The 23,865-nt window shown below is 72.1% G+C and carries 22 protein-coding genes; 9 read left to right on the forward strand and 13 right to left on the reverse strand.

The window, feature by feature from the left end; translation table 11 throughout:
* Positions 1-13: 13 nt before the first annotated feature.
* Genes ACYU96_RS10235 through ACYU96_RS10245 form a run of 3 tightly spaced genes read left to right on the forward strand, consistent with a single transcriptional unit; the run spans position 14 to position 3,313 of the window.
* A complete protein-coding gene (locus ACYU96_RS10235) occupies positions 14-667 on the forward strand; it encodes an isochorismatase family protein (RefSeq protein ID WP_460752554.1) in 654 nt (217 codons plus the stop codon).
* Positions 664-2,583 carry an anthranilate synthase family protein gene (locus ACYU96_RS10240; protein ID WP_460752557.1) on the forward strand — a complete coding sequence of 640 codons (1,920 nt, stop codon included), beginning with the start codon at positions 664-666 and terminating at the stop codon, positions 2,581-2,583. The genes ACYU96_RS10235 and ACYU96_RS10240 overlap by 4 nt, the downstream gene beginning before the upstream one ends.
* Positions 2,564-3,313, forward strand: coding sequence for a 4'-phosphopantetheinyl transferase family protein (locus ACYU96_RS10245; protein WP_460752560.1), 750 nt, complete (start codon positions 2,564-2,566; stop codon positions 3,311-3,313). The genes ACYU96_RS10240 and ACYU96_RS10245 overlap by 20 nt, the downstream gene beginning before the upstream one ends.
* A 116-nt stretch (positions 3,314-3,429) precedes the next feature.
* Here the strand turns inward: ACYU96_RS10245 and ACYU96_RS10250 are convergent, their stop codons facing one another.
* The 4 genes from ACYU96_RS10250 to ACYU96_RS10265 all read right to left on the reverse strand — a co-directional run bounded on the left by ACYU96_RS10250 (position 3,430) and on the right by ACYU96_RS10265 (position 8,115).
* On the reverse strand, positions 3,430-4,008 hold the full coding sequence (locus tag ACYU96_RS10250) for a YdeI/OmpD-associated family protein (RefSeq protein ID WP_460754565.1): 579 nt from the start codon (positions 4,006-4,008) through the stop codon (positions 3,430-3,432).
* A 90-nt stretch (positions 4,009-4,098) separates the two neighbouring features.
* Positions 4,099-6,042, reverse strand: coding sequence for an NAD(P)-binding domain-containing protein (locus tag ACYU96_RS10255; RefSeq protein ID WP_460752562.1), 1,944 nt, complete (start codon positions 6,040-6,042; stop codon positions 4,099-4,101).
* The gene (locus tag ACYU96_RS10260; protein WP_460752565.1) at positions 6,035-6,544 is read right to left on the reverse strand and encodes a type II toxin-antitoxin system RatA family toxin; all 510 of its coding nucleotides are present in this window, start codon (positions 6,542-6,544) and stop codon (positions 6,035-6,037) included. The genes ACYU96_RS10255 and ACYU96_RS10260 overlap by 8 nt, the downstream gene beginning before the upstream one ends.
* Positions 6,541-8,115 carry an aldehyde dehydrogenase family protein gene (locus ACYU96_RS10265; protein ID WP_460752568.1) on the reverse strand — a complete coding sequence of 525 codons (1,575 nt, stop codon included), beginning with the start codon at positions 8,113-8,115 and terminating at the stop codon, positions 6,541-6,543. The genes ACYU96_RS10260 and ACYU96_RS10265 overlap by 4 nt, the downstream gene beginning before the upstream one ends.
* 141 nt (positions 8,116-8,256) lie before the next feature.
* Between ACYU96_RS10265 and ACYU96_RS10270 the strand changes: the two genes are divergently transcribed.
* A complete protein-coding gene (locus ACYU96_RS10270; protein ID WP_460752571.1) occupies positions 8,257-8,832 on the forward strand; it encodes a CGNR zinc finger domain-containing protein in 576 nt (191 codons plus the stop codon).
* A gap of 21 nt (positions 8,833-8,853) precedes the next feature.
* Here the strand turns inward: ACYU96_RS10270 and ACYU96_RS10275 are convergent, their stop codons facing one another.
* The 7 genes from ACYU96_RS10275 to ACYU96_RS10305 are packed head-to-tail and all read right to left on the reverse strand — an operon-like array spanning position 8,854 to position 15,649.
* Positions 8,854-10,071, reverse strand: coding sequence for an acyl-CoA dehydrogenase family protein (locus ACYU96_RS10275; protein WP_460752574.1), 1,218 nt, complete (start codon positions 10,069-10,071; stop codon positions 8,854-8,856).
* Positions 10,071-11,675, reverse strand: coding sequence for an AMP-binding protein (locus ACYU96_RS10280; protein WP_460752578.1), 1,605 nt, complete (start codon positions 11,673-11,675; stop codon positions 10,071-10,073). The genes ACYU96_RS10275 and ACYU96_RS10280 overlap by 1 nt, the downstream gene beginning before the upstream one ends.
* Positions 11,662-12,669 (reverse strand): transketolase family protein, encoded by a 1,008-nt coding sequence (locus ACYU96_RS10285; RefSeq protein ID WP_460752581.1) that lies wholly within the window; start codon positions 12,667-12,669, stop codon positions 11,662-11,664. Before ACYU96_RS10285 ends, ACYU96_RS10280 begins: the two co-directional genes overlap by 14 nt.
* The gene (locus ACYU96_RS10290; protein ID WP_460752584.1) at positions 12,666-13,526 is read right to left on the reverse strand and encodes a transketolase; all 861 of its coding nucleotides are present in this window, start codon (positions 13,524-13,526) and stop codon (positions 12,666-12,668) included. Before ACYU96_RS10290 ends, ACYU96_RS10285 begins: the two co-directional genes overlap by 4 nt.
* A gap of 11 nt (positions 13,527-13,537) precedes the next feature.
* Entirely contained in the window at positions 13,538-14,560 is a 1,023-nt protein-coding gene (gene argC / locus ACYU96_RS10295; RefSeq protein WP_460752586.1) for an N-acetyl-gamma-glutamyl-phosphate reductase, read from the reverse strand.
* The gene (locus tag ACYU96_RS10300; RefSeq protein WP_460752589.1) at positions 14,557-15,462 is read right to left on the reverse strand and encodes a RimK family alpha-L-glutamate ligase; all 906 of its coding nucleotides are present in this window, start codon (positions 15,460-15,462) and stop codon (positions 14,557-14,559) included. The genes argC and ACYU96_RS10300 overlap by 4 nt, the downstream gene beginning before the upstream one ends.
* A 4-nt stretch (positions 15,463-15,466) precedes the next feature.
* Positions 15,467-15,649, reverse strand: a complete 183-nt coding sequence (locus ACYU96_RS10305; RefSeq protein ID WP_460752592.1) for a hypothetical protein — start codon at positions 15,647-15,649, stop codon at positions 15,467-15,469.
* Between the two features lie 247 nt (positions 15,650-15,896).
* On the opposite strand from ACYU96_RS10305, the gene ACYU96_RS10310 reads away from it, so the two are divergent.
* The 5 genes from ACYU96_RS10310 to ACYU96_RS10330 are packed head-to-tail and all read left to right on the forward strand — an operon-like array spanning position 15,897 to position 22,006.
* Positions 15,897-16,856, forward strand: coding sequence for a family 3 encapsulin nanocompartment shell protein (locus tag ACYU96_RS10310; protein ID WP_460752594.1), 960 nt, complete (start codon positions 15,897-15,899; stop codon positions 16,854-16,856).
* On the forward strand, positions 16,853-17,767 hold the full coding sequence (locus ACYU96_RS10315) for a sulfotransferase (RefSeq protein ID WP_460752597.1): 915 nt from the start codon (positions 16,853-16,855) through the stop codon (positions 17,765-17,767). The genes ACYU96_RS10310 and ACYU96_RS10315 overlap by 4 nt, the downstream gene beginning before the upstream one ends.
* On the forward strand, positions 17,767-18,537 hold the full coding sequence (locus ACYU96_RS10320) for an SDR family NAD(P)-dependent oxidoreductase (protein WP_460752600.1): 771 nt from the start codon (positions 17,767-17,769) through the stop codon (positions 18,535-18,537). The genes ACYU96_RS10315 and ACYU96_RS10320 overlap by 1 nt, the downstream gene beginning before the upstream one ends.
* A 13-nt stretch (positions 18,538-18,550) precedes the next feature.
* On the forward strand, positions 18,551-20,470 hold the full coding sequence (locus ACYU96_RS10325) for a M20/M25/M40 family metallo-hydrolase (RefSeq protein WP_460752603.1): 1,920 nt from the start codon (positions 18,551-18,553) through the stop codon (positions 20,468-20,470).
* 27 nt (positions 20,471-20,497) lie between these two features.
* Positions 20,498-22,006, forward strand: coding sequence for an MFS transporter (locus ACYU96_RS10330; RefSeq protein ID WP_460752606.1), 1,509 nt, complete (start codon positions 20,498-20,500; stop codon positions 22,004-22,006).
* Between the two features lie 190 nt (positions 22,007-22,196).
* Here ACYU96_RS10330 and ACYU96_RS10335 read toward each other — a convergent pair whose 3' ends face one another.
* Together ACYU96_RS10335 and ACYU96_RS10340 are read right to left on the reverse strand one after the other, a co-directional pair.
* On the reverse strand, positions 22,197-22,340 hold the full coding sequence (locus tag ACYU96_RS10335) for a hypothetical protein (protein ID WP_460752609.1): 144 nt from the start codon (positions 22,338-22,340) through the stop codon (positions 22,197-22,199).
* 426 nt (positions 22,341-22,766) lie between these two features.
* The gene (locus ACYU96_RS10340) at positions 22,767-23,657 is read right to left on the reverse strand and encodes a hypothetical protein (RefSeq protein ID WP_460752611.1); all 891 of its coding nucleotides are present in this window, start codon (positions 23,655-23,657) and stop codon (positions 22,767-22,769) included.
* Between the last annotated feature and the right edge of the window lie 208 nt (positions 23,658-23,865).

A 23,865-nucleotide genomic window follows, 5' to 3' on the forward strand; every position in this document is an offset into this window, starting at 1 on the left:
AGGAGGAACTGTCATGGCCATACCTGCGATTCCGTCGTACCGACTGCCGGCGGCCGACGAGCTCCCGGCCAACCGGCCGGCCTGGGAGGTCGACCCCGCGCGGGCGCTCCTGCTCGTGCACGACATGCAGGAGTACTTCGTGCGTCCCTTCGGCGACCGGCTGCGGGCCGAGCTGGTGAGCGGCGTGGCCGCGCTCCGGCGCGCCTTCCACGCCGCGGGGGCCCCCGTCGCGTACAGCGCGCAGCCCGGCGCCATGACACCCGAGCAGCGCGGGCTCCTGGCCGACATCTGGGGGCCGGGCATGAGCGGCGACCCGGCGGACACCCAGATCGTCGACGACGTCGCCCCGTCGGGCGGCGACACGGTGCTGACCAAGTGGCGGCCGTCGGCGTTCTTCGGCACCGGGCTGCTCGAGCTGCTGCGGGAGTCCGGACGTGACCAGCTGGTCGTCACCGGCGTGTACGGGCACGTCGGTCTGCTCATGACGGCGCACGAGGCCTTCTCGCACGACATCGAGACCTTCGTCGCCGCCGACGCGATGGCCGACTTCAGCCGCAGGCACCACGTCGAGACCCTCGAGTACCTGGCGGGACGCTGCGCCAAGGTCGCCCTGGCCGCGGACCTCGCCGCGGCCGTGTCCGTCGAGTCCTGGGAGGTGGCGGCATGACGCTCACACCGGAGCGGTTCGTCGCGGCGCTCGACCGTCCCGATCCGCCGCCCTTCGCGGTCCTGCGTCGCGAGTCGGACCCCGGGAAGGTGGACTACTGGATCGGCGCGTGCACGACGGCCGACCGGCTCGCCGACCTCACCGCGGCCCCGGCGACGACTCCGCACCTCGCCCTCGTGCCGTACCGCCAGGTCCACGAGCGGGGGTACGAGGCGCATGACGACGGCACACCGCTGACGCTGGTCACTCCCGTGGAACGGGGCTCCTGCCCCGTGGGCCGCTTCGCCGAGGCGGTCGCGCACGTCCCCGCACCCGAGCGGGTCGGTCCCGGGGTCTTCGACCTGTCCGACGACGAGTACGCGAGGGCGGTCGAGCGGGTGCTCCGGGAGGAGGTCGAGGGCGGCGAGGGCGCGAACTTCGTCCTCAGCCGCGGCCTGCGGTTCGCCGTCGACGGCTGGCGGCCGCAGCAGGCGCTCCCGCTCCTGGTCCGTCTGCTGTCCGGTGCGCCCTCGGCCTACTGGACCTTCGCCGTGCACACGGGCGAGCGCACCCTCGTCGGGGCCTCACCGGAACGGCACATCACGTTGCGTGACGGTACGGCCACCATGAACCCGATCAGCGGAACCTACCGGCACCCCGCCGGCGGGCCGGACCAGGACGAGCTGCTGGCGTTCCTCGCCGACACCAAGGAGGCTCGCGAGCTGGCGATGGTCGTCGACGAGGAGCTCAAGATCATGGGGGACGTCTGCCGGCACGGCGGACGGGTCGCCGGTCCCTTCCTCAAGGAAGCCCCGGGCATCACCCATACGGAGTACTACCTGAGCGGCGAGACGGATCTCGTTCCCGGGGAGCTGCTGCGCCGGAGCATGATGGCGCCCACGGTCGTCGGCGGCCCCCTCGAGAACGCGTGCCGGGTCATCGCCCGGCACGAGACCGGCGGCCGCGGGTACTACGCCGGGATCATGGCGCTCGTCGAGGACGGCGGGCGCCCGTCGCTCGACTCGGCCATCCTGATCCGGACCGCCGACATCGGCAACGACGGCACCGGGACGATCCGGGCGGGCGCGACCCTGGTCGCCGAGTCCGACCCCGCGGCGGAGGCCGCCGAGACCCGTGCCAAGGGGACCGGCCTGCTGCGGCTCCTGAGCGACCCGACGACGCGGGCGGCCGCGGAGGCGACCGACGTCGCCGGGTCGTCGCGGGTGGAACGGGCGCTGCGCCACCGCAACGACGTGCTCGCGCCGCTGTGGTTCGCCGAGCCGGCCCGTCGCCGCCTGGGGCCGGGCCCGCTCGACGGGCTCCGGCTGCTGGTGATCGACGGCGAGGACACGTTCACCGCCATGGCCCGCCACGTCCTGGCCGGCCTCGGGATGGACGTCACGGTGTGCCGCCACGACGACGTGCCGGACCTCGACGGGTACGACGCCGCGGTCCTGGGCCCGGGGCCGGGCAACCCTCTGTCCTTCGACGATCCGAAGATCGTCCGGATGCGCTCGCTGGCCGCCACGCTCCTCGGTTCGGGACGTCCGTTCCTCGCCGTCTGCCTCGGGCACCAGCTCGTGGCGCAGCAGCACGGGCTGGACCTGCACCGGCACGTCCCGGCGACCCAGGGGCGCCAGGAGGTCATCGACCTCTGGGGCCGGTCCGAGCGGGTGGGCTTCTACAACTCGTTCGTCGCCGCAAGCCCGGACGACACCGTCGCCTCACCGCGCGGGGGCACCGCGGTGGTCGACCGGGACCCGGTCTCCGGCGTCGTCCACGGTCTGCGCGGTCCCGGGTACACCACCGTCCAGTTCCACCCGGCGTCGATCCTGACGCCGGCCGGCCAGCAGATCCTCCGCGAGGCGTTCGAGCACGCGCTCGCGACCGCGAGCCGGAGGCCCGACGGGAGGCGCGATGCGCCACGAACCGTCTGAGGACCCCGGGCTCCCCACCATCGGCGGCCGCGAGGTGCAGGTGTGGTGGTCGACCCCCTCCCGGGTCAACTGGCGTCTGACCGACGTCATCAGCCCCGGCGAGCAGGGTCGGCTGGAGCTCCTGGCCCGGGAACCCGACCGGCGCAGGTTCCTCGCCGCCGCGTCGCTGCTCCGGCTCGTGGGCGCCCACCACCTGCGTACGGACCCGTCGCTGGTGGTCGTCGACCGCACGTGCCCGGACTGCGAGCGACCGCACGGCAAGCCGAGCCTGCCCGGGGCGGGGATCGAGGTGTCGCTCAGCCACGCCGATGATCTCGTCGTGCTGGCAGCGACCCGGCTCGGCGAGGTCGGCGTCGACATCGAGAAGGTGGGGCACCTGCCTGACGCCGAGGCGATGGCAGACCTCGTCGTCGGCCCGGACGAGCCGGTGGCTCCTGGCCGCGCCGAGGAACAGCTGCTGCGCTACTGGACCAGGAAGGAGTCGCTGCTCAAGGCGACCGGTGCCGGACTACGGGTGCCGATGCGTGAGCTCACCGTGAGCCCGGCCGACGGGCCGGCGCGCCTGCTCTCGTGGGCCGGTGACGAGGCCCCCGGGACGGTCAGCATGGTCGACCTCGTCACCAGGGACGGCTACTGCGGGGCGCTCACCGTGCTGGCCTCCGGGCCGTTCACCGTCGTCGACCACGACGGGGACCGCCTGACCGCCTGTCCCGCTGAAGCTCTCGCCTGAGACCCGGATGCCTGGTGGTGCGAGATCTGTCTCGCACCACCAGGCATCCGGGTCTCAGGCGAGAGCTCCCGGCAGGATGGGCCGCTCCGGCGGCGACACCGGCCGGGGCCCAGCCTTCACGGCGTCGCCGTCTGCGTCGCCGCGAGGCGTTCGACGTGGCGTGCGATCCGGCGTGCCCGTGTCTCGGGCTTCACCGCCTTCTGGATGTCGAGCAGGATCTGGTAGCGGGCGCTGCGGCTGAGCGCGTCGAAGGCGGTGGTCGCGTCCGGGGACGCGTCGAGGGCCGCCTGCAGGTCGGGTGTCACCTCGGCGGTGCTCTGCGGCGCGTAGGCGGCCTCCCACCGCCCGTCGGCCTTGGCCTGCTCGACCTGTGCGATCCCGGTCGGGCGCATCCGGCCGCCGGCGAGCAGCTCCTCGACCCGGCCGCAGTTGATCTTCGACCACGGGCTGCGCTTCCGGCGCGGGGAGAACCGTTGCGACCACCAGCCGTCGGGGACGTGTCCCGAATAGGCCTTGCCGTCGATCCAGCCGAAGCACAGTGCGACGTCGAGGGCCTCGGACCGCGTGAGCGAGGCGACGTCCGTGCCCTTCTTCGGCAAGGCGACCCAGACCTCGTCCGCGGTCTCGTGATTCTCCTCCATCCACTGCTCGAACTCGTCGATCGTGTCGCAGTGCACGATGCCCTCGCCCATCATCCTCACGGGGATCTCCTCTCGTCGGTTCTCGTTCTCGGTACCACGTCGAGAACCCCCGCCGGGTTCCGGCGGGGGTGTCTCGCGTCGTGCTCACGCCACGGCGTCTTCCCGGGGCGCGTCGTTCTCCGGCGGCGCCACGGACGCCATGGCCAGCGCGGCCGTGGGCATCGCCCGTGCACCGTCACCGGGCGCCGCGGCACGCGCCGGCGCCTCGTCACCCCGGTCCCGGTGCGGCGCGGCGGCCTCGGCCGAGGCTTTCACACGCGCCAGCGTCGCACGCATTCCCGCGCGGAGCTCTGCCGTGTGCGCCGGGAATCCTCCGAGCGCCGAGTTCGCGAAGGACGCCGACAGCCGGTGCTGTCTGTCGCTCTGCCCCGAGACGTCCCACCACTCGGTGATCAGGGTGCCGCCGTCGCGCGGCGTGAGGCGATAGCCCCACCGGACTCCGTTGGTGGTGGTGCGGAACGCGAAGGCTCGGCCCGGCTCCCACTCCTCGACCCGGTTGTTGGTCACCCACACCACCCCCCGGCGGCGGTTCCAGCCGATGAACTGCGCTCCGACGCCGCGCGCGCGGCCCCGCCAGCTGCAGCGGCGGCACTCGGGGCTCCACTCACCCATGCGCGTGACGTCGCTGATCAGCTCCCAGACGGCCCGGGGCTCGGCGTCGATCCACACCGACTCCTCCTGGGGCTCGCGCGCGGGCGGGCGCACGCGCTCGACCAGCCGTGCCCCGGCACGCCGGGCCTTCCGCAGCTCGTCGAGGTACGGGAAGTGGTCCACCTGCATCGTGTGCCGCTTGGACCGCACGTACCGCTTGGCGAGCCGTTCACGGTACCGGCGGATCTCCTTGCCCATGGCCGCGGGCGACGGCAGGGCCGCGGTGCCGGTCAGGAGGTCGGCGATCCACCTGGCCTGGGCCTCGGCCAGCACGGGGGTCGCGCCCAGGGGCTGGAACAGGCCGACGAAGTAGAGGCCGGGGTGTGCCGGGTCGACGACGCGGTGGAACAGCGCGACCTCGTTGTCCGTCGGCGCGGCGACCGACTCGTCGAGGAACGGGAAGCTGATCCGGTACCCGGTGCAGTAGACGACGGCGTCGATGTGCTCGCTGGTGCCGTCGCTGAAGTGCACGGTGTCGCCGTCGTAGCGCACGATGGCCGGCTTGACGCCGATGTCGCCGTGGCCGAGCTTCGGCAGCAGGGTCTCCGAGACGGTCGGGTGGGAGTTGAACAGCTTGTGGTCCGGCTTCGGCAGCCCGAAGTCCGTGACCTTGCCGATCGAGAGACGCAGCAGCGCGGCCATGATCCAGCGCTGCACCTCGCGCGGCAGCATCTTGGTCACGAACGGGTTGATCATGTCGTCGCCCGGCTTGCCGAACATGAACTTGGGGAAGACGTACCCGCCGCGGCGGGTGGACAGGAAGGTGCGCTCGGCCACCGAGGACGTCTCGACCGCGATGTCCGACGCCGAGTTGCCGAAGCCCACGACCAGGACCCGCTTGCCCGTGTACTCGTCGGGCACGCGGTAGTGGTGCGAGTGGGTCACCGTCCCGGTGAAGGTCTCGGCCCCGGGATACTCCGGCTCCGGGTGGCGGGGGTCCCAGTGGTGGCCGTTGGCCACGAGCACCGCCCGGTACCGGCGGACGGTCTCCGCACCGGTGTCGCGGTGGCGGGCCGTGACCGTCCAGCCGCCGCCCTCGGCGGCCTCGACCCGGGTCACCTCGGTCCGGAAGCGGATCGCGTCGCGGAACCCGAAGTGGTCGACGAACCCGTCGAGGTACCGCGACATCTGGAACACGCTGGGGTAGGGCGGGTAGTCCGCCGGCATGGGCAGGCTGCGGTACTCGGAGATCTTCCTGGAGGTGTTGATGTGCAGGGAGCGGTAGGCGGAGGACATGTCGTTGTCGTTGTCGTACCGCCAGTTGCCACCCACCTGCGAGCCGGCCTCGTAGCAGTCGTAGGCGATCCCGCGCTCCTGCAGTACCTGGCACGCGGCGAGCCCGGACCAGCCGGCCCCGATGATGCAGACGTCATCCATGACGGATCCCTCCTGAGGTGGTTGCCCCGGACCGGGGGTGCGGCAGCTCCGGGTCGCGAAGGTGGTGGCCGCCTGCCGTGACCCGCACGGGTCCGGCGACGGCGGTGAGGACGTCGTGGGCGACGCGGACGAGCACCCTCCCGGCGGCGGAGTCGATCGCGCCGGCGAGGTGCGGGACGCTCGTGCCGAAGCTGACGTCGTAGGTGACCTCGCAGCCGTCGGGCCGCTCGGTGCACGTCCAGGACCCGAGCAGGTGCTGGAAGTCTCCCCGGAGCTGGACGAACTCGATGCGGTGCGGCGCGTCGTCGGGCGTCCGGGTGGCCTGGCTCCACGACGCGGTGCCGCCGCGGAAGCGGAGGACCCACTCGCGTGCGCCGTCGCCCGCCTCGGTGACGGAGACCAGGTCGGAGGCGTGGTCGGGGTATGCGGTGTCGTCGGCGAGGTGCCGTAGCACGGTGGCGGGGGGCGCCGGCACGTGTGCCGTCAGTGTGCGGGTCGTCATGACGTGTGCTCCTTGCGGCCGATGCTGACGCCCTGCAGGCGGGTCGTGCGCAGCATGGGGTGGCTCGCTTCGCCGAACGCGCCGCCGGTGAGGCCGGGCCCGCCCTGGTTGGGCAGGAAGGGGACGAAGCCGCTGTGCGAGTCGTTGATCTTCAGGTTGCCACCGTTGGTGACGCCGGTGAGGAACTCCGTGATCGTCGCGGACCCGGAGGACCAGAACGAGTTGCGCAGGCCGTAGGCGTTGGAGTTCACGAACTCCAGCACCTGGGCCAGGAGCTCGTCCTCGCCGGCGCTCCCCGGCACGATGATCGGCAGCAGCGGGAAGAACGTCTCGTCGCGGACGACCGACATGGACCGGGCGTCCTCGAGGCCGTCGATCCGGACGATGGTCGGCTCGACGAAGAAGCCGGTGTCCGACTCGGTCCCGTCCACCTCGAGGCGCCGGCCGCCGTGGAGGAGCTCGGCGCCGTTGCCGAGCGCCTCGCTGAGGCAGCCCTGGAACCAGTCGACGCCGAGCACCGGGGTGAGGACGACGCCGGGCTCGTCCGGGTAGCCGGGCCGGATCTTCGCCGTGGCGTCCACCAGCCGCTCGATGAGCTCGTCGGCGATCGCCGGGTGGGCGATCACCTGGTTCGGCACGTTGCAGATCTGTCCGGAGTTGAGGAAGAACTGGGTGATCGACGCGACGGCGTCGTCGAGATCGGCGTCGTGCCAGACGACGCAGCAGTCGTTGCCGGCGAGCTCCAGGATCGGCTTCTTGCCGGCCGCGACGCACTCCCGCTCGAACTCCAGCCCCTTGCGGCTGCCGCCGAAGTAGAGGATGTCGTCGACGTGCTCGCTGGCGAGCCAGTCCTCGAGCAGGGGCGGGCCGCACAGGGCGTTGAGGGTGCCGGGCGGGGCGCCGGCCTCCTCGAGCACGGGCGCCACGACCTCGCGCATCGTGTACATGCAGCTCAGCGCGACGCCGCGCGGGGCGCGCACCACGACCGTGTTGCCCGAGAGCAGGGCGACGAGCCCGTTGAGCGCGTTGGCCGTGGCGGCGTTCTGCGGCGGGTTGATGCAGACCACGCCGTCAGGGACGCGGCGCAGGATCATCTCCCGCTCGCCGTCGCGGCGCACGACCTCCAGCTGCTCGGCGCACCATTCGAGGGTCTCCCGGCTCCAGCTGGTGTGCGGGATGCCGCCGATCATGCCCCGGGCGGAGTCGTGCGGCATGCCCTCGGCGACGAGGATCTCGGTGATCGGGTCGAGGTGCTCGAGCAGCCGCTCCGCGATGCGCCGGCCGATCTCCAACCGGTCCTCGAGCGGGGTGCGGGCCCACGCGGGCGCGGCCGCCGCGGCCGCCTCGAGCGCCGCCGCCGCCAGGTGCTCGTCCGCGACGGCGCAGGCCCCGGTGACGCGGTCGTCGGCGGATCGCGCGTCGGCGACTCCCCGGTCGAGATCATGCTTGAGCCGCAGGGCAGGAAACGTGTCCTCGATCAGGGCCCGGGCGGACACCGTGTGCACGTACCGCGGGTCGTCGCCGACCACGTCCTGCCCCCCGACGTACGCCTGATACGTTCCGAACTTCATGCCGTCCTCCTTTCGTCGGTCCTACTCCTGTGAGGGTCACCACCAAACTAGGCAGCGCTGCCACGGGGCGGAACGGTCGCGCGATAGGGATCTCTTATGCCGGTGATTCCGCAGGTGGCCGGGCGCGGGTAGCATGTCGGCGTGGTTACGCGACAGCCCGGCGACCGGGTGCCCGCACCCGATCCGGCATGGTTCGTCCAGGACTTCGTCAACAGCGTGAACATCGAGTTCGGGCCGGATCGGTTCGCCGACCTGGCCGGGTTCACCGCATGGGTGCGTGAGCGCTGTCCCGAGGCCGCCCCGGACACCCTGTCCGAGGCGGACCGGGAGCTCGCCGTCTCGGCCCGTGAGCACCTGCGCACGCTGCTGCGGGCGAACGCCGGCCACGGCACGGCGGACTGGGCCGGCATGGCGGCCTACGCCGCCGTGGCCCGGGTCACGCTCGCGCCGCGGGACGGTTCCCTGTCGCTGCTGCCCTCGGGAGCCGGGATCGAGGTGCTCCTGGGCAGGCTCCTGGAGTCGGTCCACCGCTCCCAGGTCCTGGGCCTGTGGCCCCGGTTGAAGGCGTGCGAGGAGGACCGCTGCCGTTGGGCCTTCTACGACCGTTCGCGGAACGGAGCAGGGCGCTGGTGCTCGATGTCCGTGTGCGGCAGCCGGGCGAAGATGGCGGCGTACCGCGGCCGACGCCGGAGCACGGCGTCCGGTGCCCGTCGCTGAGGCGTCACGAGCGTGACGTCGTCACGGCGCGCTCTCCCGGCCGACCAGGGCGCGGGCGACGACCATCTTGGTCGCCGCCGCCGTCCCGTCGGCGAGCTGCATCCCGATCACGTCGCGCAGCCGCTTCGCGACCGGGCCGTCCTCGTCCCACCCGTAGTGGCCCATGGCCAGGAGCGCCTGGTGCGTCGCCTCGACGGCCGCCTTGGGCGCCCACCACTTGACCATGTTCGCCGGGACCCGTGGGTCTTCGCCGCGGTCCGCCGCCTCGAGCGCCTCGTACGCCAGCGAGCGTGCGGCGCGGATCGTCGTCGCGTGCTCGACCAGCGGGAAGATCACCGACTGGTGGCTGCTCAGCGGTGCCCCGAAGGAGTCGCGTGCCGTGACGTGGTCGAACGCCGCGGTCAGCGCGGACTGGGCGACGGCGAGTGCCATGAGGGCGATCAGCGGCCGCGAGATCCCGAACCCGCGCATCACCTCGACGAAGCCGGAACCCGGTGCACCGACCATGTCGTCGTCGGACACGTCGAAGCCGGAGAAGTGCAGGTTCCCGCGCCCGCCGGCACGGCAGCCCAGGTCGCGCAGCCGTTCCCGCCGGAGCGTGGGCCCGTCGGCCAGGGGCGTGAAGAAGGCCGAGACCCCTCGCGCCCCGGGCGGGCCGGTACGGGCGAACACGAGCCCGCTCGTCGCGTAGTGCGTTCCCATGATCGACGCCTTGGTCCCGGTCAGCCGCCAGCCGTGCGGCGACCGTTCCGCGCCCATGGTGATGCCGGCGGCGTCGGTGCCGTGCCCGGGTTCGGTGAGGGCGAGGACGCTGACACCGCCGTCGAGGACGGGGAGCCAGCGTTCCAGCTGGTCCGGTCTGCCGTTGTGCACGAGGACGCCGCCGATCAGGGAGGCGTTCAGGACGGGGAAGCACACGGAGAGGTCCACCGACGCGAGCTCTTCGAGAACCTGGCCGAGCGCGACCGCGCTCAGGCCGCGGCCGCCCTGGTCGACGGGGAGGCGCAGCCGGAACAGGCCGAGGTCGGCCATCTCGGTGATCAGCCCGGGCCGGTAGCCGGCGCTCCGGTCCGACGCGGTGCGGTCGTGCCGCACCACGGTGCGTGCGAACTCGCGGACGGCGGGATCCACCTCACGGGTCCGGGTGCCGTGCATGGCGGCCTCGACAGGGTGCCGCTCGGCGAGGTCCGGCAGGGGCTCCGCGAGACGGCGGGGGGACAGGTCTGTGGGCGTGCTCATCAGGACTCCTGGAGTTGTTCGCGGAGCTCGAACTTGCGGACCTTGCCCGACGGCGTCCGGGGGAGGTGATCGACCAGGTGGATCCGCTCCGGCCAGTAGTGCTTGGCCATGCGGAGGGAATCGAGATGCCGCTGGAGATCGTGGAGCGTCAGCGACTCGCGGCCCTGGATCACGGCGCAGGCACGCTCCCCGAGCCGGTCGTCGGGGTATCCGACGACGGCGACGTCGTGGACGTCGGGGTGCCGGAGCAGGAGTCCTTCGACCTCGACCACCGGGATGTTCTCCGCTCCCCGCGTGATGATGTCCTTCGTGCGTCCGGCGATCCGGATGCCTCCCTCGCCGTCGTCACGGGCCAGGTCGCCGGTGTCGAACCAGCCGTCGGGGTCCACGAGGGACCCGTAGTGCTCGTCGCGCCCGTAGTACCCGCGGCACTGGGAGGCGCCCCGCACCTTGAGGACGCCGGGCTCGCCCGGCGCGGCGAGCCGGCCGGTCTCCCGGTCGAAGACCGCGACCTCCATGCCGTCCACGACGACGCCGTCGCTGCGTGAGGACCGCAGCGGGTCGTGCTCCGGCCGCGTGACCGTGACGCAGCCGTTCTCGGTCATGCCCCACAGGGAGTACACGCGTGCGCCCAGGGCCTCCTCCGCCTGCTCGACCAGGACGGGCGGCACCGGCGCGCTCCCCGTGGCGAACATCCGTAGCGAGCGCAGGTCCCGCGGCGTCCGGCGCTGCGCGGTGATGAGGTCGGACAGGAAGGTCGGCGCACCCATGAAGAACGTGACGCCGTGAGCCTCGATCAGCTCGAGCATCCGGTCCGGGTCCCACCGCGGGACGTGCACCGACGGCGCACCGAGCAGCAGCGGCATGATGAAGTTCCAGGTGAACCCCGCCTGGTGCGCTGTCGGTGCCCCCATGGCGAAGACGTGGGAACCGTCCAGCCCGAGCGCCCGGATCTGCGCGAGGTTGATGGCATGCATCGTGTTGTGGGTGTGCACCACGCCCTTGGGCTCTCCGGTCGTCCCGGACGTGAACGCGATCTGCGCGGGCGAGTCGGGCGTCGCCGCCGGCCACGACTCCGGAAGGAGCCGTGCGGGGGCGAGGAGCTCCGCGTCGAGATCGAGCGCGTCCGGATCGTCGTTCTCGAGGTGGAGGCGGAGCTCGACGGACGGGACGCCGGCGGCCACCGCGCGGCTGAGCGCCGAGTAGGACCTCCCGCCGTGGGACGCGGGACCGATGTAGATCCGGCTCCCGGTCAGCTCCATCATGTAGCCGACCTCACGCTCGCGCATGATCGTGACGACCGGTGCCGGTACGGCGCCGATCCGGTAGCAGGCGAAGCACAGCGCCATCAGCTGCCAGCAGTTGGGCAGCTGCACGGTGACGACGTCGCCGGCCCGGATGCCGAGCCGGGCCAGGTTCGCCGCCATCACCTCGACGCGGTCCGCCACCTGCCCGAAGGTGAGCGTGGTGGTGCCGTCCGAGGAGTCGAGGAGATAGGCGACGGCCCCCGGATCGCGACGGGCGGCCGCGTACAGGTCGTCGAGCAGGGTGGCGTCCGTGCGCCACAGCCCGGACGCGTAGTGGCTGGATTCATCGGGCAGCATGAGCGTCGCTCCGTTCGAGTAGTTCCATGACGCGGGCCGCGACCCGCGTGGCGCTGATCCCGACCCGGTCCAGGAGCGCGGGATGCGAGCCGGGCACCGAGACGAACGTGTCCGGCACGCCGATCCGCGACGCGCGGACCGGCAGGTGTTCCGTCAGGGCCTCGACGACCGCGGATCCCATGCCTCCCGCGCACCAGTGCTCCTCCACGGTGACGACGCGCCGGTGCCCGGCCACGAGCGGGAGGAGGCGCTCGACGTCGAGGGGCTTGACGGTGTGCACGTTGACCACGCCCGCGGACACGCCCCGCTCAGCGAGCCGGCCGGCGGCGTCCAGAGCCGCGTGCACCGGCAGGCCGCCGCACGCGGCGATGAGGACGTCGCCGCCGTCCCGCAGGACCTGGATCTCCCCGATCCGGATCGTGTCGTCCGCCGCGAGATCCGGGGTCGGGTTGCGGCCGAGCCGGAGGTAAGCGGGTCCGGGGAGGTCGGCCGCCTGCCGGGTCAGCGCGGCGGCCTGGCACGCATCCGCGGGCACCAGCACCGCCATGTGCGGGAGCATCCGCATCGCGCCGAGATCCTCCAGCCCGTGATGGGTCGGCCCCAGATGGCCCGCGGACAGGCCCGAGTGGGTGCCGGCGACCAGCACCGGCAGGCCCGGGAGGGCGACGTCGAGCTTGACGGCCTCGATCGCGCGGCTGGCGGCGAACGCGGCCATCGTGTTGATCACCGGCCGGAAGCCCTGTCGCGCGAGCCCGGACGCCGTCCCGACCAGCGTGTGCTCGGCGATACCGACGTTGACGTACCGCTCGGGGTGGTCGCTGAAGGCCGACGCCGGGAACAACCCGGTGTCGGTGTCCAGCACCACGATCTCCGGACGCGCCGAGGTGAGGTCGACCAGCGTGTCACGGTAGGCCTCCCGGGTGGACACGGTCGTCTCCCGGGTGGGCGTCACACGCTGCCGGTCCGGCTGCACGGCCTGCAGGTCCGTCGTCATGCCGCACCTCGCAGGGCAGCGGGTCCGCGCAGGGCCAGCCGCGCACGACGCGCCTGGCGCTCCGACAGCTTGGCGAAGTGGCTCTTGGGGTTGCCCTCGATGAACGGGACACCGTGTCCCTTGACCGTGTCCGCGACGATCACGCGGGGCCGGCCCGACCGGCCCTCCGGGCCGGTCCACTCCAGCAGGGCGTCGACGTCGTGGCCCGGCGTCCGCACGCCGTGCCAGCCGAACGCCTGCCAGCGGTCCACGAGCGGCTCCAGGGCCTGGACCTCCTCGGTGGCGCCGGTGATCTGCAGGCCGTTGCGATCCACGACGGCCGTCAGGTTGTCCAGCCCCAGGGACGCCGCGACGCTCGCGGCCTCCCACACCGAACCTTCCTGCAGCTCCCCGTCACCCAGGATCACGAAGCAGCGCGAGTCGCGGCCGGCGAGCCTGGCACCCAGGGCGACACCGACACCGATCGCCAGGCCGTGCCCGAGGGACCCGGTGGCGACCTCGACCCCCGGCGTCTCCGGATGGGGGTGCGCCAGCAGGTTCGACTCGGCGGTGCCGTACCGGTCCAGCTCGTCGTCGTCCAGGAACCCGCACTCGGCCAAGGTGGCGTACAGGGCCAGGGCACCGTGTCCCTTCGACAGGACGAGCACGTCGCGGTCCGGCAGATCCGGCCTCTCCGGGTCCACGCGCATCTCGACGAGGTAGAGGGCGGCCAGGATCTCCGTCAGCGACATCGCCCCACCGAGGTGTCCGCCGTCGGGCCCCGCGCACAGGTCGATGATCCGTTCCCGGATCCGCAGACGGGCGTCGTCGGTGGCGTCGTGGTGCGACGCCGTCTGCCGGGCATCAAGTGTTCTCATCATTCGTCCCATCAGTTCGGGTGCAGTCCCGGGAACTCGAGGCCGTCGGCCTCGTCCCAGCCACGACGGATGTTCAGGCACTGCACGGCGTTGCCGGCGCCGCCCTTGACCAGGTTGTCGAGCGCCCCGATCACCGTGCCGTTCGCCATGTCCTCCTCGAGGGCGAACCCGACGTCGCAGTAGTTCGACCCGGCGAGGATCTTCGCGTCCGGGAACCGGTGGATCCCTCGGCGGGCCGCGACCACCCGGACGAACGGCTCGTCCCGGTAGGCGTCCCGGTAGGCCGCCCAGACCTCCTTCTCGCTGGTGCCGGGCGCCATCCGCACGCGCGCGACGATCTGCACCCCCCGCACCGCCTCGACCCCCGTCGCCGTCATCCGCACGGGGTGACCGGTCGCCTGGGCGATCTCCGCCTCGTGGCGGTGACGCGTCGGCGCGAACACGCGCAGCGTGCCGCTGCGCTCGGCGTGCAGGTTCTCCGACCCGGCGTTCGCGCCGGCGCCGCTGGAGCCCGTGCGTGCGTCGAGGGTGATCTCGCCGTCGATGAGCCCGCCGCGAGCGAGGGGAGCGAGGGTGAGGACGCCGGCGTTGGCCATGCACCCCGGGACGCTGATCCGGTCGGCGGTCCGGAGGCGCTCGCGGTGATACTCGGGGATCCCCGGGACGAACTCGCCGACCAGCTCCGGCGCCGCGTGCGCGACACCGTAGTAGCGCTCGTACGCCGCCAGGTCGGTGAGCCGGAAGTCGCCCGAGAGATCGATGACGGTCGGAGCCATCGCGAGGAACTCCCGCATCCGTCCCATCGTCTCGCGGTGCGGCATCGCCAGGAACACGACGTCGACCTCGGGCAGGTCCTCCTCGCCGACGAACCGCAGACCGGTTCGCCCGCGCAGGTTCGGGTGCAGGCTGCTGACGGGCTTGTCACGCTGGCTGCGCGACGTGACGGCCACCAGCTCGGCCCGGGGATGTCCGACGAGCAGGCGCACGAGCTCGCCGCCGATGTAGCCGGCGCCGCCGATCACTGCTGCCCTCATGACGTCACCCCCACCTGTACCGGGGCGGCGGGCTCCGGCGGCGTTCCGCGCTCCGCCGTCGACATCGCGAGACGGACGAACGCGTCCGCCAGGTCGATCTGGTCGCCGTGAGCCCGCTGGAACCCCTTGAACTCGACCCTGTCGTTCACCTCGATCACCCACAGCCGTCCGTCGCGGTCCTCGAGCAGGTCCACTCCGGCGATGTCCGCACCGACGCAGGCGGCGGCGCGCACGGCGAGGGCGGCGACGGGCGGTGTCAGGATCTCGGGCCGCGGCTCGGCCCCGAGGGCGACGTTGTTCCTCCAGCCCTCCGCACGGCGGCTGATGACGCCGACGGCTTCGCCGCCGACGACGACCACCCGCAGGTCGCGGGTGACGCCGGTGATCTCGCGCTGCAGGTACACGATGTGCGACTGCGGGGACGGGAGTGCTGCCACGTACTCGAAGATCGAGCGCGCGGTCTCCTTGTCCGGCAGCCGGCTGATCAGCCGCCCCCAGGAGCCCACCAGCGGTTTCACCAGCGCGGTGCCGCCGAGCTCGGTGAATGCCAGCCCGGCTTCCTCGGGAGTGAGCGCGAGCCGGCTCGGGGGAGTGGGCAGCCCGGCCGCGTGCAGCCGGCAGGACGTCAGCCACTTGTCGCCGGCGAGGCGGGTGGCGCGGGCCGTGTTCACGACCCGCGCGCCGTGGTGCTCCAGCAGCTGAGCGCCGTAGTAGGCGCGGGCATGGCCGATCTCGCGGTTGATGACCACGGCGTCGGAACCGAGCGCGTCGTCGACGCCTCCCGAGAGACGCCGCGGATCGATCACCGAGACGTCGGCGCCGCGTGCGGTGAATGCCTCGAGGAGCTGCTTCTCCTCGAGGCGCACACGCGACGCCAGAATGGCGAACGGTGTGATTCTCATGCCGTCACTCGCCCCAGTCCTCTTCGACCTCGGGCGCGAGTGCGACCTCGATCGGAGTGGTCTCCAGCACCTCGAGCTCGACGAGGCACTCGTCGCACTCGAGGATCTCCGAGACGGTCACGGAGCCGGGGATCAGAACCGTTCCCGAGCACTCCGGGCAATCGATGGTCAGCGCGGTGGCGGTCATGGTCGGCACTTCCTCTCGTCAATGAATCGTTGAACGCCACGACCGTAGGGGCCCGCGATCGACGCGGTCCAATTAGTTCTCGTTATTGCGATAAATCCACCAATTCAAGCACCGGCGTCTTTCGCTCGGGTGATTCTCCGGATTGATCGAAGACGCTTCCGGACGTGATCGCATCCGTGGTCAGGAACTCTTCAGAGAACGGTAGTTTCTAGGCGAATCGGAATGCATGGCACGGGAGGAGTCACCAATGACAGCGATAGTTGAGGCACCGCAGCCCTCGGTGGACGTCGCCGCTGGGCCGGCCGACGCCCGGTCTGCCGGCACGACGCCGGAGGCGACCCCCGGCGAGCTCCTGGCCGGGGCCGTCCGGCGGGGGTCCGTCGGCCGCGAACCGGACTCGGGCCGGACCGCCGTCCGGGTGGGCGCACATCTGCCGGCGGCGTTCCCGCTGTTCGCTCATCGGCCGCGGTACGCCGTGCGGCACCTGCTGCGCGTGGCCGACGACGCCCCGGAGACGATCCCGTACGTGTCCGAGGCGCCCCGGGTGGGCGACGTCGACGCCCCGCGGGGCGAGGCCCGCGCCGGGACCCGGTACGCGGCGACGCCGGAGGCCGACGTCAGTCCCGAGCTGCGCACCGCGGAGCTGGCCTTTCCCACCCTCGAGGTGCCGGTGCCCGCCGACCTGTGGGACGCCCCCGCCGACCTGTTCGCACGGTTCGTCGACATGCGGGTTCTCGTGCGGGCGTCGGTGGTCGAGAACCAGACGCTGCTGCACGGGTCGGAGGACGGCAGGATCACCGGCCTGCTGCACCACGAGGCGTCCCGGCGCCTGCACGCCGCCGACGCGGACCTGTCCGAGACGATCCTGCGGACCTGCGCCGACGTCGAGGAGACCGGAGGGTCGTGCGACGGCCTCGTCGTCCACCCCGAGACCTACTGGGCGATGGTCGGCAGCGGGCTGCTCGGCAGGCTGACCGCGCTGAGCATGAAGGTGTCGCGCACCCGGATGTGCCCGCGTGACACGATCCTGTTCGGGGACTTCGGTGCCGCGGCGCAGCTGCACCTCGCCAACCGCTCGGAGCTCGCGCTGGTGCGTGAGCCCGGTCGCGCCGTCATCCGGGCGACCTTCGGCATCGGGCTCACCGTGCCGCTGCCACAGCATCTGGTGATCGTCACGCGCGACCTCGACGGCGGTGGGCCGGCATGAGTATCCCGCTCCTGTACATCACGGGCTGGACGCGCAGCGGCAGCACGCTGCTCGGCAACATCCTCGGGGAGCTGGACGGCGTCGACCACGTCGGTGAGCTGCACTACCTGTGGCAGAACGGCGTGCTGCAGCAGGGCACCAACTCGCTGTGCGGGTGCGGGGTGGCGGTCGCCGACTGCCCTCGCTGGGCACCGGTCGTGCGCGCGAGCGTCACGGCGGGGGACCACGACGTGATGCCCGAGCTTCAGCGGCGCCACCTGCGCACCCGGCACACCCTGCGCCGCCTGCTCGAGCACCGCGGCGTCCTGCACCGGCCGGGCGGTGCCCAGGAGTCGTTGCGGCGCATGGTCGCGCTCTACGGCGAGATGCGGGCGGCGGGATTCGGACGACGGCTGATCGTCGACGGGTCCAAGTTCCCCGCCGAGCCGGCGACCCTGCTCGGGTGCCCGGACATCGACCTCCGAGTCCTGCACGTCGTCCGGGACCCCCGGTCGACCGCCGTCTCCTACCAGAGCGCCAAGGAGTACATCGACCCGATGGGCCCGTGGCGCAGCAGCGGCTACTGGGTGGCCTTCAACGCCGCGTCGGAAGCCGTCGGCAGGGCGGCCGGGGACCGCTACCTGCGGGTCCGCCACGAGGACCTGTGCGCGTCACCGAGGGCGGTGCTGCGGCAGATCTTCGACTTCGCCGGCATCCCGGACGAGATCCCGATGAGCCCCGACGAGGCCGTCGAGCTCGGCGTCAACCACACCGTGACGGGGAACCCGGACCGCCTCACCACCGGCGCCACGACCATCCGCCGCGGGCCCGGGTGGGCCGGCCGGCTCACCCGGGCGCAGGCGACGCACGCCACCGTGCCGGCGCTGCCGCTCCTGGCGCGCTACCACTACGGAATCGCGGGAGGATCCTGATGGACCTACAGCTCGCCGGAAAGCACGCGCTGGTCTCGGCGTCGACCAGCGGCCTGGGCCTGGCGATCGCCGTCGAGCTCGCGCGGGAGGGTGCCGACGTCGCGATCTGCGGCCGGGACCCCGACCGGCTGGACGCGGCGCGGCGTCAGGTCGAACGTGCGGCGACCGGGCGAGTCCTGGCGGACAAGGTCGACCTGCGGGACGACGAGCAGACGCGCGGGTGGATCTCCGCGACGGCCACCGAGCTCGGCGGCCTGGACATCGCCGTCACCAACACCGGCGGTGTCCCGTTCGGACCCGTCGAGACCTTCACTCTCGAGGAGATCCGGTCCGCCTTCGACGGCAACTTCTTCCCCTCGGTGAACGTCGCGGCGACCGCGCTTCCCTGGCTCCGGGAGAGCGGCGGGGGACGGCTGATGTTCGTCACCTCGGAGGCCGTCAGGCAACCGCACCACGGCAGCGGTCTGTCGTCCGTCGCGCGGCTCGGGCTCGTCGGATACGCCAAGGGACTGGCCGAGGCCGCCGGCCCCGACGGCGTCACCGTGAACGTGATCGCCCCCGGGTTCCACCGCACGCCGATCCTCGACGTGCAGTACGGGGACCGTGTCGAGGCCGAGCTGGCGAAGGTCGCCGACAGCCTGCCCGTCCGGCGGGTCGGGGATCCGGCGGACCTCGGGAGGCTCGTCGCCTTCCTCGCCTCCGGGCACGCCGCCTACATCACCGGAACGGTCCATCTCGTCGACGGCGGTAACAGCCGTGGACTCGGTTAGGAGGAGGAGCACCGTGGTCACCAGTCTCGGCGAGGTCGCCGTCACCCACTCCGCCGCGCTGCACGTCGTCAAGGTGGGCAGCGCGAGCCTGGCTCATCCCGGTGTCTACGACGAGCTCGCGGCTCTCTGCGCGCGGGGTGCCCGTGTGCTGCTGGTCGTCGGCGGTGCCACGGGCATCGCCCGGCACTACGAGCGGATCGGTCGCGTCATGGCGACCCGCTCGCTGAGGGACGGCCAGGAGATCCGCTACTGCCCTCCGGAGGAGATGGCGCACGTCGTCGGCGCCTACGAGCGCGAGATCCTGCCGGTGGTCGAGCACGAGCTCCGGGAGCGCGGGCTCCGCGTCCATGCCGAGACCGGGACGAAGGCGGTCACGGCCCGGCTGAACCCGCCGCTGTCGGTCGTGGACGAAGGACGCCGGAAGATCCTCCGCGACCATCGCGCCGGGCGGGTGTCCGGGATCGACGCCGCACGACTGCGGACTCTGCTCGACGGCCATCAGATCGTGTGCCTGAGCCCGCCCGTCGCGGGCGACGACGGCGCCGGGCCGGTGAACGTGGACGCCGACGTGCTGGCCGCCGAGATCGCCGTCGCCCTGGAGGCGCACCACCTGCGTCTCGTCACCGGAACGCCGGGCATCCTGCGCGACGTCGACGACCCGGCCAGCACCGTCCCCGACCTGTACCACGGCGAGGGGCTCCGGTACGCCGGGGGCCGGATGCGCCAGAAGATCCGCGCCGCCGAGATCATGCTCGAGCGCGGCGTCGCCGACGTCGCGATCACTGGCCCGCACACCCTGGACACCGCGCGGGCGACCCGCCTGTGGCCCTGCCGGGCTCCCGACGACGAGCTGGAGCTGTTCTCCCGGGCCGTCGCGATCCCGTCGGTCACCCGGGACGAGGCGGAGCTGGCCACGTACCTGCTCGGGTGGTGCCGTCGACGTGGCCTCGAGTCCTCGATCGACGACGCCGGGAACCTCGTCGCCCGCAAGGGCCGCGGGCCGCGCCACCTCATGATGCTGGGACACCTCGACACCGTGCCGCACGTCTGGCCGGTGCGCTGGGACGGCGACGAGTGCACCGGGCGGGCCAGCGTCGACGCCAAGGGGTCGTTGATCAACTTCCTCGAAGTCCTGGCGGCCACCGACGTGCCGCCGGGCTGCGCCGTGACCGTCGTCGGTGCGGTCGAGGAGGAGCAGACCGCGCGCGGCGCGGACCACGTCCGCCGCACGCACGCTGCCGACGCCGTCGTCGTGGGGGAGCCGTCCGGGGTGGCGGCGCTCACCGTCGGCTACTTCGGCCTGCTGAAGTTCTCGCTCCGTGTCGAGGCGCCCCTGGGGCACACCGCCGGCCAGGAGCACGCCACGGCAGCGGACCGGCTGACGGCGGTCCTGACGGAGCTGCGTGCCGTGCTCGCCGCCTGTGCCGGGGACGCGCTGATGGCGACGCTCGGCATCGACGCCCGGAACACAGGAAGGGCCCAGGTGGGGGAGGCCGTCGTCGACGTCCGCGTGCCGCCCGGGACCGACGTGGTCGAGCTGGCCGTCGCGCTCCGGGAGCCGGCCGAACGGGCCGGCGCGTCCTTCACCGTGCACCGGGCCACGCCCGGGGTGCACACGTCGCGGGCCACGGACGTCGTGCGCAGCTTCGCCCGGACCTTCCGGTCCGACGGCGTCACGCCGCGATACCTGGCCAAGAAGGGAAGCAGCGACATGAACACCCTCGCCCTGTCGTGGGTGGGCGTGCCGATGGTCGCCTACGGGCCGGGTGCCGCGGCGCTCGACCACACCCCCCACGAGCACGTCTCCGGCTCGGAGGTGCTCCGGGCGCGGCGGATCCTGCAGCACGCCGTCGACGACTGGCTCGGCACGCCGACGGCGACCGCCTCTCGGGGCCCCGGGCTCCGGCAACGAGCCCTGGCCGACTCCCGATGAATACAGACACCTCAAGAAAGGACTGACATGTCTACGACGAAAGACACCACCGCGGGGACCACGGCGCGCCCACCGCTGCTCCTGCTGTGCCTGGCGCAGTTCATGCTCGTTCTCGACTTCGCGATCGTGAACGTGGCCATGCCCTCGGTCCAGCGCGACCTCGGGTTCTCGACCGGAGAGCTGCCCTGGATCGTGGGCGCGTACGCGCTGTTCTTCGGCGGCTTCCTCCTCGTCGGCGGCCGCGCGGGCGACCTCGTCGGCCGGCGGAACCTCTTCCTGGGCGGCCTGGCGGTCTTCACCCTGGCCTCCCTCGTCGGTGGCTTCGCGACGACGCCGATCGTGCTGATCGTCGCGCGCGCCGTGCAGGGTCTCTCGGCCGCGGCCGTCTCGCCGGCGGTGCTCGCCCTGATCGCGGAGGGCTTCCCGGAGGGAGGGGCGCGCACCAAGGCGATGGGCATCTTCGGCGCCGTGAGCTCTGCCGGGTTCACCGGCGGCGTCCTCCTCGGCGGCATCCTCACCCAGGTCTTCGGCTGGCAGTCCGTCATGTTCGTGAACGTGCCCGCCGGGATCGCGCTGATCGCCGTCGCCGTGCGCAAGATCGCCCCCGACCACGGTCGCCGCGGCACGCAGCGCATCGACTTCCTGGGCGGGTTCCTGGTCACCGCGAGCATGTGCTCCGCGATCTACGGCTTCACCGTGGCCTCCGAGCAGGGCTGGGACAACTCCACCGTGCAGGTCTCGCTCCCGCTCTCCGTGGTTCTCATGGCGGTGTTCCTGGTCCTCGAGTCGAAGATCGCCAACCCGCTGGTCCCGCTCGGCATCTTCCGCGGGCGCAGCGTCTCCGGGGGAGACGCCATCTCGTTCCTGTCGGGCGGCGTCATGTCGGTCACGACGTTCTTCACGAGCCTCTACATGCAGCAGGTCCTCGACTACTCGGCGATCGGGGCGGGCATCGCGTTCTTCCCGCAGGCCTTCATCGTGGTCGTCGCGAGCCTGCCGGTCGTCAAGCTCACCGCGCGCTACGGCCCGCGTCTCACGCTCCTGGGCGGCGGCGTCCTGCTCGCGATCGGCTCGCTGGTCATGACCAGGATCGTGTCCGACGGGTCCTTCTGGGTGCACATCCTGCCCGGCGGTCTCCTGCTGGGTCTCGGCGTCACGGTCATGATGATCACGACGGCGGTGTCGGCCACCAGCGGCGTGCCGGGCCACCTCATGGGCCTTGCCTCGGGCGTCTACAACTCGTCCCGCCAGATGGGCGTGGCGCTGTGCCTCGCGGTGGCGGTCGCGGCCGCCGGTGTCGGCGGGTATGTCGGTGGCGTCTCGGTGGAGTCGCTGCGGATCGGTTTCTGGATCACGCTCGGGCTCTCGGTCGCGATCGCCGTGATCGCCGTCGTCGTCCTTCCCCGGGACCATGCCGCCGGGGCGGACGCCGCGGCACCGGGTGCGGAGCCGGGTGCGGAGCCGGCGGGTGCCGGGGCGGACGGGACGGCAGTGCCGGAGACGGCCGAGAAGTCGCAGGCGGCCGCCTCCCGATAGCTCGGCCGACAAGAAAGCGATCGCGCCGGACCGGAGGAACCGGTCCGGCGCGATACCTCGGCGTGACCGTGGACTGCCGCGGTCACGCACTTTCGCGCCGTGAAAAGCAGGGTGCCGGGCCGGATGATCCGGCCCGGCACCCTGCCTGCGGCTAGTACGACGCGGCCTGAGGCCTGCGGGGGCTCGATGCTCAGCCCGGCGTCCAGCAGCCGACACAGCTGGCCGTGGAGAAGCCGATGGCGTGCTCGGTGGCGCCGGCGGCCGCCCCCGTGAGGACGGCACCGAGAATGGCGATCACGAGAGTCGTGGAAGCGAGGAAGTGACGAGAGTACATTTCGTTCTCCTTCGTGAATGCCTGCTGAGTACTATTTCCTGATGCATTCACTCTCCCGGCACGCGGCCGGGCGGAGAAGGTAAGGAACTGCCTTGGCAACTTGTACCCGGGGGCGTCACTCCTGGTGGCCGCGCACCCGTGGACGTGCGTCCAGGACACGCGTCCAGGACACGTGTCCAGGACGTGCGTCCAGTCTCCTGAGCCAGGAACTCTGCTCGGCCGTGGTCCGCTGCCGCGGCGCAGGTCGCCGCACTGGTCACCAGGACGCTGGGGCACTCAGGCCCCGGAGAGACCTCCGGGACCTATCTCCGGGTCTTCACCGGTAACACCGAATCCAGGCCGCTCTGCCCGGGCCGAGACCGGCGAGAGGAGCCTCGAACGGCTCCCCGTCCCACCAACGGCACACCTGACCCAGGAGACCTGGGCCTAGCGAGCGCCGGGACGGCCGTCCGCCGTCGCCTCGCGCGTCCCGCCGGTGCCGGCCTCCAGGGGCATGGTCTCGGTGATCCACCCACGCCGGGAGCACTGGATGGCGAGCTCGAAGCGGCTCTGCGCGCCGACCTCGTCACCCACCCGCGAGATCAGGCGGCGGACCGAGCGCAGCGACATGCCCACGCGCCGTGAGATCGCCTCGTCCTTGCCGCCCTGCGCGAGCAGCTCCAGCACCTTGAGAGTCAGCGCGTCGGGTTCCCAGCAGCTGTTGACCGTGCGTCGCCTGAGGTCCGCGGCGTTGTGCCAATACGACTCGAAGGCGTCGAACGCAAGCTGGACGAGCGTGCGGTGGTTCACGATGCTCGCGGCCTGGCGGGGGTCGTCGAGGTCCGCCGGGACCACCGCGATCGCGCGATCAAGGATGACCTGACGTGTCGGCAGGGTCGTCGCGACCCGCACCTCGGCTCCGCGTGAAGAGATGTCGTGCAGGTGGGCCGCATAGTCGGTCGAGCCGCGCACGTGCGCCTGGAGCACCAGCAGGCGAACCCTCACCCCGCGATCGAGGAGCAGCTGGTCCTCCTGCTGGGCGGAACGGATGGATTCGCTGGTGGGCTGCCACGTCAGCATGCTGAGCACCTCCGCGTGGGTGTCGCACATCAGTTCCATGAGCCTGGCGGCGACCGCGGCACCGCCCTCGATCGTCTCGATCCCGGGGACGTTGCGTCGCCGGCGCTGCTCGACGTGCAGTGCGAGCTCGCTCGCGGCCTCGCGGGCCAGCGCCGTCTGGGCGAGGCGCTGGCGTAGCTCCGCGTCCTGCCGCTCCGCCAGCCGTGTCAGTCCGAGCCGTGGGTCGATGGCGACGATGTCGCCACTTCCTGACTGCACGACGAGGCCGAGCGCTGCCAGGGCTCGGGTGTCATTCAGATTGAGTTCGACACGTTGGTCCGGATTGTGATCCGCGGTAAGGAGGCGCAGGTATGCCTGGAGCACGGCAGGCGGAAGCTGAAGGCTCTCAAGTGCCGCGACCATGCTCGCGCTGAGGCCTTCGATCGGTGGATCGTTCGGTCCCTGTGTCACATTCACCACTACAAGC

This window comes from Myceligenerans cantabricum, assembly GCF_054777735.1.